The organism is Caldimonas sp. KR1-144 (assembly GCF_049446155.1).
Classification (GTDB): Bacteria; Pseudomonadota; Gammaproteobacteria; order Burkholderiales; family Burkholderiaceae_C; genus Rivibacter.
Genome location: NZ_JBMSEE010000001.1, coordinates 448,262 through 462,521 on the forward strand (window position 1 = coordinate 448,262; position 14,260 = coordinate 462,521).

At 70.9% G+C, this 14,260-nt stretch carries 18 protein-coding genes; 11 read left to right on the forward strand and 7 right to left on the reverse strand.

From position 1 onward, the window contains the following. Positions 1-39 precede the first annotated feature (39 nt). Positions 40-705 (forward strand): DUF502 domain-containing protein, encoded by a 666-nt coding sequence (locus tag ACO2TI_RS02315; protein ID WP_423281826.1) that lies wholly within the window; start codon positions 40-42, stop codon positions 703-705. Between the two features lie 7 nt (positions 706-712). Here the strand turns inward: ACO2TI_RS02315 and rsgA are convergent, their stop codons facing one another. Further along, positions 713-1,825 (reverse strand): ribosome small subunit-dependent GTPase A, encoded by a 1,113-nt coding sequence (gene rsgA / locus ACO2TI_RS02320; RefSeq protein WP_423281827.1) that lies wholly within the window; start codon positions 1,823-1,825, stop codon positions 713-715. Between the two features lie 293 nt (positions 1,826-2,118). After that, positions 2,119-2,316, reverse strand: a complete 198-nt coding sequence (locus tag ACO2TI_RS02325; protein ID WP_423281829.1) for a hypothetical protein — start codon at positions 2,314-2,316, stop codon at positions 2,119-2,121. A gap of 191 nt (positions 2,317-2,507) precedes the next feature. Here ACO2TI_RS02325 and ACO2TI_RS02330 point away from each other — a divergent pair, with 191 nt between their 5' ends. Next, positions 2,508-3,107, forward strand: a complete 600-nt coding sequence (locus tag ACO2TI_RS02330; RefSeq protein ID WP_423281830.1) for an SRPBCC family protein — start codon at positions 2,508-2,510, stop codon at positions 3,105-3,107. Positions 3,108-3,118: 11 nt separating this feature from the next. On the opposite strand, the gene selD is transcribed toward ACO2TI_RS02330, so the two are convergent. Then, on the reverse strand, positions 3,119-4,186 hold the full coding sequence (gene selD, locus ACO2TI_RS02335) for a selenide, water dikinase SelD (RefSeq protein WP_423281831.1): 1,068 nt from the start codon (positions 4,184-4,186) through the stop codon (positions 3,119-3,121). Between the two features lie 138 nt (positions 4,187-4,324). Here selD and mnmH point away from each other — a divergent pair, with 138 nt between their 5' ends. Beyond that, positions 4,325-5,404 carry a tRNA 2-selenouridine(34) synthase MnmH gene (mnmH, locus tag ACO2TI_RS02340; RefSeq protein WP_423281832.1) on the forward strand — a complete coding sequence of 360 codons (1,080 nt, stop codon included), beginning with the start codon at positions 4,325-4,327 and terminating at the stop codon, positions 5,402-5,404. A gap of 6 nt (positions 5,405-5,410) precedes the next feature. On the opposite strand, the gene ACO2TI_RS02345 is transcribed toward mnmH, so the two are convergent. Next, on the reverse strand, positions 5,411-5,890 hold the full coding sequence (locus tag ACO2TI_RS02345; protein WP_423281833.1) for a cupin domain-containing protein: 480 nt from the start codon (positions 5,888-5,890) through the stop codon (positions 5,411-5,413). Between the two features lie 239 nt (positions 5,891-6,129). Between ACO2TI_RS02345 and cspE the strand changes: the two genes are divergently transcribed. Continuing rightward, complete coding sequence (gene cspE, locus ACO2TI_RS02350) at positions 6,130-6,339, forward strand: transcription antiterminator/RNA stability regulator CspE (RefSeq protein WP_423281834.1); 210 nt, start codon at positions 6,130-6,132, stop codon at positions 6,337-6,339. 63 nt (positions 6,340-6,402) lie between these two features. Here cspE and ACO2TI_RS02355 read toward each other — a convergent pair whose 3' ends face one another. Continuing rightward, positions 6,403-7,422 carry a methionine synthase gene (locus ACO2TI_RS02355; protein ID WP_423282134.1) on the reverse strand — a complete coding sequence of 340 codons (1,020 nt, stop codon included), beginning with the start codon at positions 7,420-7,422 and terminating at the stop codon, positions 6,403-6,405. A gap of 110 nt (positions 7,423-7,532) precedes the next feature. Here ACO2TI_RS02355 and ACO2TI_RS02360 point away from each other — a divergent pair, with 110 nt between their 5' ends. Next, positions 7,533-8,078, forward strand: a complete 546-nt coding sequence (locus ACO2TI_RS02360; RefSeq protein WP_423281835.1) for an SRPBCC family protein — start codon at positions 7,533-7,535, stop codon at positions 8,076-8,078. A 13-nt stretch (positions 8,079-8,091) separates the two neighbouring features. On the opposite strand, the gene ACO2TI_RS02365 is transcribed toward ACO2TI_RS02360, so the two are convergent. Beyond that, complete coding sequence (locus tag ACO2TI_RS02365; RefSeq protein ID WP_423281836.1) at positions 8,092-8,583, reverse strand: hypothetical protein; 492 nt, start codon at positions 8,581-8,583, stop codon at positions 8,092-8,094. Positions 8,584-8,721: 138 nt separating this feature from the next. On the opposite strand from ACO2TI_RS02365, the gene ACO2TI_RS02370 reads away from it, so the two are divergent. From ACO2TI_RS02370 to ACO2TI_RS02395, 6 genes are all read left to right on the forward strand, one after another. Beyond that, complete coding sequence (locus ACO2TI_RS02370) at positions 8,722-9,561, forward strand: acyl-CoA thioesterase (protein ID WP_423281837.1); 840 nt, start codon at positions 8,722-8,724, stop codon at positions 9,559-9,561. 8 nt (positions 9,562-9,569) lie between these two features. Next, positions 9,570-10,886, forward strand: a complete 1,317-nt coding sequence (locus ACO2TI_RS02375; RefSeq protein ID WP_423281838.1) for an Hsp70 family protein — start codon at positions 9,570-9,572, stop codon at positions 10,884-10,886. Between the two features lie 40 nt (positions 10,887-10,926). Next, complete coding sequence (locus tag ACO2TI_RS02380; protein ID WP_423281839.1) at positions 10,927-11,520, forward strand: chromate transporter; 594 nt, start codon at positions 10,927-10,929, stop codon at positions 11,518-11,520. Continuing rightward, complete coding sequence (locus ACO2TI_RS02385; protein ID WP_423281840.1) at positions 11,517-12,059, forward strand: chromate transporter; 543 nt, start codon at positions 11,517-11,519, stop codon at positions 12,057-12,059. The genes ACO2TI_RS02380 and ACO2TI_RS02385 overlap by 4 nt, the downstream gene beginning before the upstream one ends. A gap of 93 nt (positions 12,060-12,152) precedes the next feature. Continuing rightward, positions 12,153-12,482 (forward strand): calcium-binding protein, encoded by a 330-nt coding sequence (locus ACO2TI_RS02390; protein WP_423281841.1) that lies wholly within the window; start codon positions 12,153-12,155, stop codon positions 12,480-12,482. Between the two features lie 47 nt (positions 12,483-12,529). After that, on the forward strand, positions 12,530-12,811 hold the full coding sequence (locus tag ACO2TI_RS02395) for a GNAT family N-acetyltransferase (RefSeq protein WP_423281842.1): 282 nt from the start codon (positions 12,530-12,532) through the stop codon (positions 12,809-12,811). A 69-nt stretch (positions 12,812-12,880) separates the two neighbouring features. Here ACO2TI_RS02395 and ACO2TI_RS02400 read toward each other — a convergent pair whose 3' ends face one another. Then, the gene (locus ACO2TI_RS02400; RefSeq protein WP_423281843.1) at positions 12,881-14,197 is read right to left on the reverse strand and encodes a hemolysin family protein; all 1,317 of its coding nucleotides are present in this window, start codon (positions 14,195-14,197) and stop codon (positions 12,881-12,883) included. Positions 14,198-14,260 lie beyond the last annotated feature (63 nt).

The following is a 14,260-nucleotide window of genomic DNA, read 5'->3' on the forward strand; positions in this document are numbered from 1 at the left end:
TGCCAGCAGGCACACTGCGCTTGCCCACAGGAGCCCGACTTGCAGACCTCCGCCCGCAAACTTCTGCGCATCTTCCTCACCGGCCTGCTGGCCGCGCTGCCGCTCGCGGCCACGGTGGCCATCGTCGTGTGGGCCGTGCGCCTGCTGTTCGGCTGGCTGGGGCCGGAAAGCCTCGTCGGCCACCTGCTGGTGTCGATCGGCTTCGGGCTGACCGGTTCCGAGGTGATCGGCTACGGCATCGGCCTGCTGTTCGTGCTGGCGGCGATCTTCGGGCTGGGCCTGCTGATCGAGGCCAACCTGGAGCGCGGGCTGGCGCGCGCGGTCAACGCGCTGGTCGGGCGCATTCCGCTGGTGCGCGGCGTCTACGATCTGATCCGCCGCTTCGTCGACCTGCTCTCGCAGCGCGAAGGCGACGGGCTGCAGTCGATGAGTGCGGTGTGGTGCCACTTCGGCGGAACCGAGCGCGAGGGCGTCGTGGTGCTGGGCCTGCTGTCGACGCCCGAACCGCTGCTGGTCGGCGGCCGGCCCTGCTTCGCGGTCGTGGTGCCGACCGCGCCGGTGCCGGTCGGCGGCGGCCTGCTGTACGTGCCGGTCGACTGGGTGCGGCCGGCCGAGATCGGCATCGAGGCGGTGACGAGCCTGTACGTCTCGATGGGCGTGACCTCGGCGCAGTACCTGCCGGTGGCCGGCAAGAAGGCCGCCTGAGCCCGCCTCACCGGTCGCCCTCGCCGCGCTTGGTCTTCATGTAGGCCCGCACCGAGCGGGTCCGCGCCTTCCAGCCCGCGACCAGCTCGCGCTTCTCGAGCGCCGTCATCGTGTCGCGCTGAAGTTCGCGCTGCAGCTTGTGGAAGTTGCGCAGCCGGTCTTCGTGCACCGACTCGCGCACCGCGCAGCCCGGCTCGCCCTGGTGGCGGCAATCGCGAAAGCGGCAGCGCGGCGCCAGCCGCTCTATGTCGCCGAAGCTCTCGGCCAGCCCGTCGGCATCGATGTCCGGCCGCAGCGCGCGCAGTCCCGGCGTGTCGATCACGCAGGCGCCGCAGGGCAGCCGGTGCAGCACGCGCGCGGTGGTCGTGTGCTGCCCGCGATGGTCGTGCTCGCGCACCTGCTGCGTCACCTGCACCGCGCGCCCGGCCAGCGTGTTGGTCAGCGTCGACTTGCCGGCGCCCGACGAGCCCAGCAGCACCACGGTGCGCCCCGCCTCGAGCCAGGGCGCGAGCTGCTGCGCCACCTCGGGCGAGGTGCCGTTGACCGCGAGCAGGGGCACGTCGGGCCCGACGCGTGCGCGCAGCGCGTCGATCTCGTCGGCCGCCAACGCCTCGCTCGCCGCCGGCGCGACGAGATCGGCCTTGGTCAGCACGACCACCGGCCGCACGCCGCTGCCGGCCAGCAGGGTCAGGAAGCGTTCCAGCCGGCGCGCGCTGAAGTCCAGGTCCAGCCCCATCACCAGCAGCGCGGTGTCGACGTTGCTGGCCAGCGGATGGCGTCGGCCGTCGGCGTCGCGCCGCACGAGGTGGGTCTGCGGCGCCAGGCGCGCGCGCGTCCAGGCATCGGCGTCGACCAGCACCCAGTCGCCGACTGCCAGTGCCGTGCCCTGCTCGTCGAGCGCATGGCGCAGGCGCGGGCGAACGCGCGCGGCGAACTCGCATTCGCCGTCGTGCAACTGCACCGTCTCGCGGTGCACGGTGACCACGCGCGCGAGGCGCGGGGCGGTCTCGAGGTCGTCGAGTTCGGCGAGCGCGGCGCTCGCCGCGTCGTGAAGGCCGGCATGCCAGCCGATGGAATGAAGTCGTTCGAAGGAATCGGAAAGGGCTTCGATCGCGAACATGGTGGTGTCAGTTCTCGGTGGAAGAACGCCGCGCAAAGCGCAAGCGAACACGCATCCCGTGACGGGTGCGGACTTCGAGAGGGACTGACGCGGGCCGCGCGCGGCGGCGAGGTTCGCGAAACGGAGGCGGTTCGGGGACGAAGCGCCGTCAGACCGCAGCCGGCGTCAGGAGGACGGCAAGATCAATGTGCTGCTTCATGACTCGTCTCCTGTGGCTGGGTTGAGGGATGGCGGGCAAGCATGCCGGCCGATGCGAGGGCGCGAGTGTGGCACGCGCGCGCCGCGCGGGTCAATCAGCGCAGCGCGAGCGGTTGCGCGAGCGCGTCGCGGCTGGCGCTGATGACCACGCGCTCGAGCTGCACGTGCGGCGTGACGCTGGCCTGGCCCTGGTGCTGTGCCAGGTGGTCGACCGCGGCGCCTTGCAGCGCGGTGAAGCCGACCGCCACGGCGGCGATCGCGAGCTTGATCGAGGCGGGGATCAGGGTCTTCATGTTCGGCTCCTTGAGGTCTTGCGTGGGTACGCGTCGTTCGATGGAGCGAACTATCGTCAAGGCCGCGCGGCGGCGCAGCCCGTTTGCGATGAACTGCAGGCATCGAAGTGCGAAACGCGCCGCAGCCGCGACGAGCGCATGGCCTGCGCAGGCGAACTGCGGCACGATGGCGCCAACTTCGAAAGGCCGCCATGCCCCGCCACGCTCCCCGATCGACCGTGCTCGCCGTGCTGTTCGCTCTTGGCGTCGCCCTGTGCGGCAACGCCAGCGCCACCGAGCGAAGCCTCGACAAGCAGGTCGTCGTCGCCGCGTCGCTCGACGACGCCTGGGCCGCCTGGACCACCCGCGAGGGCATCACCAGCTTCTTCGCGCCCGAGGCCGAGATCGACGCGCGCGTCGACGGCGCCTTCCACGTCTACATCGACCCTTACGCGCAGCCCGGCATGAAGGGTGCGGACACGATGCGCTTCATGGCGCTGCAGCCCAAGCGCATGCTCTCTTTCGACTGGAACGCGCCGCCCAGCCTGCCGACGGTGCGCGAGCAGCGCACCTTCGTGGTGGTCCGCTTCGAGCCGGTGGGCGAGCGCCAGACACGGGTCACGCTTCACCACACGGGCTGGGGCGACGGCGGCGAGTGGGACCAGGCCCATGCCTACTTCGACCGCGCCTGGGGCAACGTCCTGGCCAACCTGCAAAGGCGCTTCGAGACCGGTCCGGTCGACTGGACCGCGTGGCGCGAGCGGCTGCGCAAGCTGCATGCCGAGGCCGCGGCCTCGGCGCCGTCGCGCTGAGGTTTCAGGCCTCAGGGCACGACGCGCAACACCGGCTCGGCTCCGGCCACGGCGGCGAGCCTGCCAACCGCCGCCGCGCGCCCGAACCCGGCCTCGCGAAACACCGCCAGCACGCGCTCTTGCGCCTGCGGCGCGCAGCTCACCAGCAGCCCACCGCTGGTCTGCGGGTCGGTCAGCAGCGTGCGCTGCCAGTCGGCCAACGCGTCGGCGCCCTGCACCTCGGCGCCATAGCCGGCCCAGTTGCGCGCCGACGCGCCGGTGGCCACGCCCTCGCGCGCGAACGCCGCGGCGCGATCGACCAGCGGCACCGCGGGCCAGTCGATCAGCGCATCGAGCCGCGAGCCGCGCGCGACCTCGAGCGCATGGCCGGCGAGGCCGAAGCCGGTCACGTCGGTGATCGCATGCACCTCGTCGATCGCCGCGAGCGCCGGGCCGACGCGGTTGAGCTGCGTCGTCAGTGCCACCATCTCGCCGTAGCCGTCGTCGTCGAGCGCGCCCTTCTTCAGCGCCGCCGACAGCACGCCCACGCCGAGCGGCTTGCCGAGCACCAGCACGTCGCCGGCGCGCGCATCGGCATTGCGGCGGATGCGCTTCGGGTGCGCGATGCCCAGCGCGACGAGGCCGTAGATCGGCTCGAGCACATCGATCGAATGGCCGCCGGCGATCGGGATGCCGGCCTCGCGGCACACGCTCGCACCGCCTTCGAGCACCGCGCCGATCACCTGCGGTGCGAGCCTGGCGATCGGCATGCCGACGATGGCCAGCGCCAGGATCGGCGTCGCGCCCATCGCGTAGACGTCGGAGATCGCGTTGGTGGCCGCGATGCGGCCGAAGTCGTGCGGGTCGTCGACAATCGGCGTGAAGAAATCGGTGGTGGCCACCAGGGCCTGCTCGTCATTGAGCCGGTAGACCGCGGCGTCGTCGCTGGTCTCGGTGCCCACCAGCAGTTGCGGCGGCACGAGGCCTTGCGGTGCCTGGGCGAGGATCTCGCGCAGCAAGCCGGGCGCGATCTTGCAGCCGCAGCCGCCGCCATGGGAGAACTGGGTGAGACGAACGGGTTCGAGGTCGATGGCAGACATGCGCGGATTGTGCCGGTTGGGGGGAAGGCTTCGCATGACGCAGCTGTGCATTCAGCGGGCCGAGCGCCGGGCCGTTCCCAAGCCGGCCCGCGTCCCCTTGGGGGACCGGACGACGTACTCGTCGGACGAGGGGCCGACATGAGCGCGCGCAGTTTCGGCCCTGCGGACCGCCATGGCTTCGACGCCGTCGTCGACGTTCGCTCGCCGGCCGAGTTCGCGCTCGACCACATTCCCGGCGCGGTCAACTGCCCGGTGCTCGACGACGAGGAGCGCCGCATCGTCGGCACGATCTACGTGCAGGATTCGGCCTTCGAGGCACGCAAGCTCGGCGCCGCGATGGTCGCGCGCAACATCGCGCGCCACCTCGACGGTCCGTTCTTCAAGGACCGACCCAGGAACTGGCGACCACTGCTCTATTGCTGGCGCGGCGGCATGCGCAGCGCAAGCTTCGTGACCTGGCTGCGCCTGATCGGCTGGGACGCGCAGCAGCTGCAAGGCGGCTACAAGGCCTGGCGCCGCCATGTCATGAGCTTGCTCGACGAGCGCATCGCCGCGCTGCCGCTGCGCGTGGTGTGCGGCCCGACCGGCAGCGCCAAGACACGCGTGCTGCAGGCGCTGGCCGCGCAGGGCGCGCAAGTGCTCGACCTCGAAGGACTCGCCGGCCACCGCGGCTCGGTGCTCGGCGCCGTGCCGGGCGTGCAGCAGCCGTCGCAGAAGGGTTTCGAGACGCAGGTGGCCGCGGTCGTCGAGGGCTTCGATCCTGCCCGGCCGGTGTTCGTCGAGGCCGAGAGCCGGCGCATCGGCCGCATCTCGCTGCCCGACGCGCTGCTGCTGCCGCTGCGCGCCGCGCCGTGCATCGAGATTGCCGCCACCCGCGAGGCGCGGCTCGACTACCTGCTGCGCGACTACGCCTTCTTTGCCGACGATCCCGAGGACCTTGCGTCCAAGCTGGCCCTGCTCAAGGGGCTGCAGCCGAACGAGACGCTCGAGCGCTGGATCGGCTGGGCGCGTGCGCGCGAGCTGCGCCCGCTGTTCGACGAACTGATCGCGCTGCACTACGACCCGCTGTACGCGCGCTCGCAACGCCAGAACCTGGCGGCACTGACCGCTGCACAGCGCTTCGAGACCGACGACCTCTCGGACGCCGGCATCGCCGCGCTGGCCGCACGCATCGCCGAGCGCTGTGCCGCCTGGCCCTCGCGCGCCGAGGCGGTCTGAGGCGACTCAGCCGCGGTGGATCGGATCGATCCAGGGCACGTCTTCGGGCTGCTCGACCGGCTCGATGTCGAGGTTGATCGCCACCGCCTCGCCGTCGCTTCTGACCACCACGCACTCGAGCTCGTCGTCGCGGCTGGCGTTGATCTCCTGGTGCGGCACATAGGGCGGCACGTATATGAAATCGCCCGGCCCCGCCTCGGCAGTGAACTCCAGCCGCTCGCCCCAGCGCATGCGCGCACGGCCCCTGACGACGAAGATCACGCTTTCCAGCGGACCGTGGTGGTGCGCGCCGGTCTTGGCGTTCGGATGGATGTGCACCGTGCCGGCCCAGAGCTTCTGCGCGCCCACGCGCGCGTAGGTGATGGCCGCCCGGCGGTCCATGCCGGGCGTTTGCGCGGTGTTGGGGTCGAGCTGGTTCGCGTGGATCACGCGCACGCCATCGTGTTTCCAGCGCGGCTCGCCGAGGTCATTCGGGGATTCGCTCATCGCCAACTCCTCTTTCGTGACAGCCGGGTGCAGGGAATTGTGCGCCTGCGATTACAATGGCCGGCGTAGATATACCCAAGGCCGTCTCTTCAGAGGTCTGTTCAATCCGGTGGCCGCCCTGTGCGGTGCCGTCTGGTTCGCATCCCCCGATTGCGTTTCTTGAGTGTCTCTGCTGGCGCGCAGCGCTTTGCCGCGCGCTGATTCCATCCACTGCTTTGACAACACACAAGGAACGTCATATGAGCAAGCAAACCGGCACCGTGAAGTGGTTCAACGAAGCCAAGGGCTTCGGCTTCATCGCCCAAGACGGCGGCGGCGCTGACGTCTTCGCGCACTTCCGCGACATCGAAGGCAACGGCTTCAAGACGCTGCAGGAAAACCAGCGCGTCGAGTTCGAGGTGAAGCAAGGCCAGAAGGGCCCGCAAGCCGCGAACATCCGCCCGCTGTAATCCAGCAGGCGCGTTTCGCCCCAAAGAAGAACCGCGGCCTCGGCCGCGGTTTTCTTTTACTGCTCAGCCCAGTTTGAGCCGCGCCAGCGCCGCGCCCTCGGCCAGCGCGCGCAGCTTGGCCTGCGCCACCTCGCGCGGCATCGGCGCCAGGCCGCAGTTGGTGCAGGCGTACAGCCGGTGCCTGGGCACGAACTGCAGCGCGCGGCCGATGGTTTCGGCCACCTCCTCGGGCGTTTCCACCTGCTCGCTGGCCACGTCGATCACGCCGACCAGCACGTCCTTGCCCTCGAGCAAGGCCATCAGCTCGGGCGGCACGTGCGAGTGGATGCACTCCAGGCTCACCTGCCCGATCGTGCTCTTCGCCAGCGCCGGGAACACCTTCTCGTACTGGCGCCATTCCTCGCCGAGCGTCTTCTTCCATTCGATGTTGGCCTGGATGCCGTAGCCGTAGCAGATGTGCACGGCGGTCGTGCAGCTCAGGCCCTGCGCCGCGCGTTCGAGCGCCTTGACGCCCCAGTCGGCGGCCTCGTCGAGGTAGACGTTGAAGGCCGGTTCGTCGAACTGGATCACGTCCACGCCATCGGCCTGCAGCGCGAGCGCCTCCTGGTTCAGCAGCTCGGCAAACGCGAAGGCCATCTTCACGCGGTCGCCGTAGAAGCGGTCGGCCACGGTGTCGACGATGGTCATCGGGCCGGGCAGCGTGAACTTGATCCTGCGCTTCGTGTGCGCGCGCAGGAAGCGCGCCTCGCGCTCGTGCACGCGGCCCTTGAGCTTCAGGGCCGAGACCACCTGCGGCACCATCGCCTTGTAGCGGTCGCGGCGGATGCCCATCTCGACCTTGTGCTCGAAGTCGATGCCCTCGACCTGCTCGAGGAATCCGTGCACGAAGTGCTGGCGCGACTGCTCGCCGTCGCCGATGACGTCGATGCCCGCGTCCTCCTGCGCCTTGATCCACAGCAGCGTCGCATCGAGCTTGGCCTGCTCGAGCTCGGGGCCCTCGGCCCGCCAGCGCGGCCACAGCTTGTTCGTCTCGGCGAGCCAGGCCGGCTTGGGCAGGCTTCCGGCGATCGTGGTCGGGAACAGCATGGTCTTGTCTCCTTCAGCGATGCCGATGGATTATGGGCAGCGTCCCGATGGACAGCACGGCGGCATCACCCTAGGCTCTCGCGGCCATCCGACCCGGGAGGACGACCATGCTGGTGAAGACGCTGAAGTGGCTGGTGATCGCGATCGTGGCCCTGGCCGCGCTGCTGTACGGCGGCGGCCTGCTGCTGTCGCCCAAGTTCACCGTGACGCGCGCGGTCGACGTCGCCGCGCCACCCGACAAGGTCTACGCGCTGGTCGCCTCGCCGCGCGAATGGAAGCGCTGGAGCGTGTGGAACCAGCGCGACCCGGCGATGCAGATCACCTACAGCGGCCCCGAGTCCGGCCAGGGCGCCACCTGGGAGTGGAAGAGCAAGACCGAAGGCGACGGCCGCATGACGATGACCGCCGCCGCGCCGAGCAAGCGCGTGGCCTACGAGCTCTACTTCCCCGACTTCGGCACCACCTCGGGCGGCGACATCCGCTTCGAGCCGGCCGGCTCGAATCCGGCCGTCACGCGCGTGAGCTGGACCATGAACGGCGACATGGGCAGCAACCCGCTGTTTCGCTGGATGGCCTTGTTCGCCGACGGGATGGTCGGCAAGGACTTCGAGGCCGGCCTGGCCAACCTGAAGGCGCTCGCCGAGAAGGGCTGAGCGCCCTGCCCGCTCACTTGCCCCGCTGGATCGCGAAGTAGTCCGCCTCGTCGTACGGCCGGTCCGCGCAGTCGCGCTGCCAGTTGCCCTGGCGCTCCTGGTAGGCCTTGGCCAGCGTATTGAAGGCCGGAAGCGCCGCGTTGTAGCCCTCGATCAGCGCATCGCGCTCGCGCACCTTGGCGTTGAAGTCGTTGACGGCGGCCTCGTTGGTGGCGTCCAGCGTCGCGCGCTGGGCCTGCAGTTCGGCGTCGAGCTTGTCGACCTCGGCCTTCTTCGCGTCGATATCGCCTTGCGCCTTGACGGCCTCGGCGCCGGCCTTCTTGACCTCGGCCTGCTCCTTGAGGCAGCTGCGCAGCTGGTCGCGCGTCAAGAGCGCGCCCTTGCCCTGGCCCTTGCCGAGGCTCAGCACATTGCCCTTGGAAGATTGAGCCGCGGCAGGCAGCGGCAGCGCCAGCACGGCGGCCAGGCACAGCGAGGAGACGGTGAAGCGGTGGATCGAGGTCATGGTCGAACGATTCTGGTGCGCACGCCACGCGGCGGACAGCGCGAAGCCGCGCATCATGCCACCGCGGAAAGCGCGGCGACCGCACGAAAAGAACGATCGTTCGATAATGCGCGCCCGCCCCTTCACGCCGACGCGCCGATGAGCCACGCCGCCTTGCCCCGCACGCCCTTCTCGCAGCTCGTCGCCCGGCGCCGTCGCGACGGCAATGCGGTGCACTTCACGATCACCGACGACTGGCTCCAGGGCCGCACCACCTTCGGCGGCCTCATCGCGGCACTGGGCGTGAAGGCCATGCACGATCTGGCCGGCGATGGCTTGCCGCCGCTGCGTGCGCTGCAGACGAGCTTCGCCGGGCCGGTGGGCGCCGGCGAGATGGCGGTCAAGGTGCGCGTGCTGCGCTCGGGCAAGAACATGCGCCAGGTCCAGGCCGAGGTCACGCAGGCCGGCGAGGACGGCGCGCCGGCCACCGCGGCGGTGCTGCTGGCGACCTTCGGCCACGCGCGCGAGAGCGTGCTGCCCAAGCTGCTGCCCGAGGCCGAGCCGATCGCGGTGGCCGCCGAGCAGGCCCAGCGCGTGCCCTTCGTGCCCGGCATGACGCCGGCCTTCATCCAGCACTTCGACATGCGCTGGGCCGAAGGCCCCGTGCCCTACAGCGGCGGCGACGCCTGGAACACGCGCCTGTACCTGCGCCTGCGCGACGACGTCGACGTGCACCCTGAACTGCGCTGCGTGCTGCTGGCCGACACGCCGCCCACGCCGGCGATCGGACGCCTGCCGCAACGCGCGCCGTCGAGCTCCGTGACCTGGGCGCTGGAGCTGCGCCCGCTCGCCGACGGCACGCCGCTCGACGCGCATTTCCGCATGGACATGGACACGCTGGCCGCGTCCGACGGCTACGTGAACCAGCGCGGCCTGCTGTGGGCCCCGGACGGTGCGCTGGTCGCGCTGGCGTACCAGGTGGTCGCTGTCTACGCCTGAGGCACGGCATGAGCGTTTCGTGGTGCGCAATCGACTTCGGCACGTCGAACTCGGCCGTCGCGGTGCCGCACGCCGAGGCCGGCTCGCGCCTCGTCGCGCTCGAGGATGGCCAGCCGACCATGCCCACGGCGGTGTTCTATTTCGCCGAGCATCCGCCGCTGGCGCCAGGCGCCCAGCCGCCGCACGCGGTCGGCCGCGCCGCGGTGGCGGCCTATGTCGACGGCTACGACGGTCGCCTGATGCGCTCGATGAAGAGCCTGCTCGGCTCGAGCCTCTTCGAGCAGAGCACCGACGTCGGCGGCGGCCATGCGCTGCGCTACCGCGACATCGTCACCGGCTACCTGCGCGAGCTCAAGGACGCCGCCGAGCACGCCTCGGGCGCGTCGGTCGAGCGCGCGGTGCTGGGCCGCCCCGTCTACTTCGTCGACGACGATCCCGAGCGCGACGCCGCCGCGCAGGCCGCGCTCGAAACCTGCGCACGCGACGTCGGCCTGCACGAGATCGCGTTCCAGTTCGAGCCCATCGCCGCCGCCTTCGACCACGAGCGCAGCGCCGTGCGCGAGGAGCTGGTGCTGGTGGCCGACATCGGCGGCGGCACCTCGGACTTCTCCATCGTGCGCGTCGGCCCCGAGCGGCGCGGCCGTCTCGAACGCCACGACGACATCCTCGCCAACCACGGCGTGCACATCGCCGGCACCGACTTCGACCGCCGCCTCGAGCTCGAAGCCGTGCTGCCGGCGATCGGCTACCGCGCCCTGGGGCCTGCACGGCCCGGACAGGCGCCGCGCGAGGTGCCCTCGGGCGTCTACCACGACCTCGCGACCTGGCACCTGATCAACACCGTCTACGCGCCGCAGCGCGTGGCCGAGATCGCCCGCATGGCCAGCTGGTACGCCGACGGCGCGCATCACGCCCGGCTGATGAATGTGCTGCGCCATCGGCTGGGCCACGAGCTGGCCGCGCTGACCGAGGCCGCGAAGATCGACGTTGCGCAACAGGATGCCAACGGTCCCGGCGTGCGCATCGCGCTCGATGCCGTCGAGGCCGGCCTCGCGGTCGTGCTCGACGAGCCGCGCGCGATCGCCGCGATCGACGCCGACTTAGAGCGCATCGTGCGGGCCGCGCGCGAGACCGTGCAGCGCGCGCAGCTGACACCCGAGCGCATCGACACGCTCTACTTCACCGGCGGCTCGACCGGCCTCGCGCCGCTGGTGGCGCGGCTGGCCGCGGCGTTTCCCGCGGCGCGGGCGGTGCCCGGCGACCGGCTCGCCAGCGTGGCGCGCGGGCTGGGCGTGCATGCCCAGCGGCTGTTCGGCCGAGCCTGAGCGCCAGCGCGGGTTGGTGGTCGATCCGTACCATCGGCCCATGCTCGAAGATGCCGACGACGTCCACGGTGCCTCGCCGCCCCGATCCCCGCGCGACCTGTTCGTCGCCTTCACTTCACTGGCCCTGCAGGGCTTCGGCGGCGTCCTGGCCGTTGCACAGCGCGAGCTGTGCGAGCGCCGCCGCTGGCTGACCAAGGCGCAGTACCTCGAGATGCTGTCGCTGGCCCAGGTGCTGCCCGGGCCCAATGTCTGCAACCTCTCGCTGATGGTGGGCGACCGCTGGTTCGGCTGGCGCGGCGCCTTCGCCGCGCTGGCCGGCATGATGCTCGCGCCGCTGGTGCTGGTGCTGCTGCTCACCGTGCTGTATGCCGAAGTCGCGACGCATCCGCAGGTGGCCGGCGCGCTGCGCGGCATGAGCGCGGTCGCCGCGGGCCTCGTCATCGGCACCGCGCTCAAGCTCGCCAAGCCGCTGAAGGCCAGCCCGCTGGGCCTGGCGTGGTGCGGGGCGCTCGGCGCAGCCACCTTCGTGATGATCGCGATCCTGCGCTGGCCGCTGGTGGCCGTGCTGCTGGGCCTGGGCAGCTTCGCGTGCCTGCTGGCGTGGCGACGCCTGGCCGCGAAGGAGCCGGGATGAGCGCCTTCGCCTCCATCGGCTGGGACGGCTGGCTCTCGCTGTTCGGCCACTTCCTGCTGTTGTCGCTGCTGTCGATCGGCGGCGCGATCACCGTCGCGCCCGACATGCACCGGCTGATGGTCGACGAGCACCACCTGTTGACCGACGCCCAGTTCAGTTCCTCCATCGCGCTGGCGCAGGCCGCGCCCGGCCCCAACGTGCTGTTCGTCGCGGTGCTCGGCTACCAGGCCGGTGGCCTGGCGGGCGCGGCCGCGACGCTGCTGGGCATCTTGCTGCCGTCGACGACGCTGGCCTTCGCCGCCGCGCGCTGGGGCCATGCGCGCGAGGACTGGCGCGCGGTGCGTGCCTTCAAGGCCGGCATGGCGCCGATCACGCTCGCCCTGCTGGTGGCCACCGGCTGGCTGCTCACCGCCTCGGCGCGCGAATGGGCGCCGCTGGCGCTGACGGCAGCCGCCGCGGTGCTGGTCTGGCGCACGCGCATCCACTTGCTGTGGCTGATCGGCGCCGGCGCGGTGTTGGGTGCGCTCGGCCTGGTCTGAAACGCATCTTTACCGGCGGCTCGCACACGCGACAGCCAGGGCTTCGAGACTGAAGGCTCGACGATGCGCCACGCCGGCGCCAAGGAGCCCGAGATGACCGAACGCAAGCTGTCCTTCGCCACCGCGCTGGTGGCCCTGGCCGCGGCCACGATGCTCAGCGTGCCCGGCATCGCGCCGGCGCAGGAGGGCCAGCCGCGTGCCGGCCAGTTCGCGCAGAAGTTCGGCGAGCGCTTCAAGGCCGCCGACAAGGACGGCGACGGCCGGCTCACCAAGGCCGAGGCCGAAGCCGGCATGCCGCGCCTGGCGAAGAACTTCGACGAGATCGACGCCGACCAGCGCGGCAGCATCACGCAGCAGCAGGCCATGGCCTGGATGGCGAAGCAGCGCCAGCGCGGCGGCGCCAAGACCCCGGCGCCCGTCTGATGGTCGTCATGCGGGCACACTGGCCGGGTTCACCCAAGACTTTCGCCATGGACATCCACGTCACGCACAACCCCGCGCACTCGCGTTTCGAGGTCACGATCGACGACCAGCTCGCGGTCTGCGACTACCGCCGCGACGGCCAGACCCTGGTGCTGCCGCACACCCTCGTGCCGGTCGCGCTGCAGGGCCGCGGCGTCGCCGCGCAGCTGGTGCGCGCCGCGCTCGAGTGGGCGCGCGCCGAGAAGCTCAAGGTCGAGCCCTGGTGCAGCTACGTCGCGTCGTACATGCACCGCCACCCGGAGACGCGCGACCTGCTGGCCGCGCCCTGAGCCGTTGCAGTCTTCCTGCTCCCTCTCCCTCGGGGCGAGGGACCTGCGTCCCGCGCAGCGGTTCGGCCGTCAGGCGGCCACCGCGCCCTGCTTCGGCACCAGGCAGGTGACCAGCACCTGGTCGATCTTGTAGTCGTCGACGTCGAGCACCTCGAAGCGCCAGCCGGCGTGCTCCACGCGATCGGTGCGGCGCGGGATGCGCCGCAGCATCACCATCATGAAGCCGGCCAGCGTGTCGTACTGGCCGGCGTGCGGCAGCTCGTCGAGGCCGAGCGCGCGCTGCACGTCGGTCACCGGCGTCACGCCGTCGATCAGCCACGAGCCGTCGTCGCGCTGCACGATCTGCTGCTCGTCGTCGTCGGTGCGCGTCACCAGGCTGCCCATCACCGTGCTCATCACGTCGTTGAGCGTGATCACGCCGACCACCAGGCTGTACTCGTTCATGATCACCGCGAAGTCCTCGTGCGCGGTGCGGAACTGGTTGAGGACCTCGCCGAGCGTGAGGCGGTCCGGGATGATCAGCACCTTGTGCAATAGGCCGGGCTCGCGCAGCGAGATCGGCAGGTCGGCAATCACTCGCGCGAGCAGATCCTTGGCGTCGACATAGCCAACCGGCTTGTCGATCGAGCCGTCGCAGACGAGGTAGGTCGAGTGCGGATCGCTCGCGACGCGCGCGCGGATCACCTCGGGCGGATCGTCGAGCTTGAAGCGCACGATGCTGTCGCGCGCGGTCATCGCCGTCTCAACGGTGCGCGTGTCGAGCTCGAAGACGTTCTCGATCACCTGCTGCTCGGCGTCGGCCAACGTGCCGGCGGCGGTGCCGGCCGCGGCCATCGCGAGGATGTCGTCGGTGGTGACGCGGTCGTCGCGGCGATCAGGCAGGCCGAACAGCTTGAACAGGCCGTCGGCCGCGCGTTCGAACACCCACACCAGCGGCGACAGCGCCATCGTCATCATGCGCGTGGCACCAACGATGCGCAGCGCCACCGCCTCGGGCTGGGTCACGCCCACGCGCTTGGGAAACAGGTCGGCGAACAGGATGAAGGCGCAGGTCACCGTCAGCACCGAGGCGGTGAAGCCCAGCGTCTGCGCCATCGACGGCTCGACCGCCATCTCGAACAGCCGCGTGTAGATCGGCGTGAGTGCGCCGTCACCGACGATGCCGCCGAGGATGGCCACCGCGTTGAGGCCGAACTGCACCACGGTGATGTAGCGCCCGGGCTGGTCCTGCAGCGCGAGCACGTGCGCCGCGCGCACGTCGCCCTCGTCGGCGAGCTGTCTCAGGCGAACGCGGCGCGCGGAGGCGATCGAGATCTCGCAGATCGAGAAGAAGGCGCTGACGGCGATCAGCACGCCGATCAGGGCCAGGCTGGTGAGGGGGCTCATGGTGCGCGGCAGTGTAACGACGGCCCTGCGCGACCGCGCACCTGGCGCGGCGCGGATTCAGCG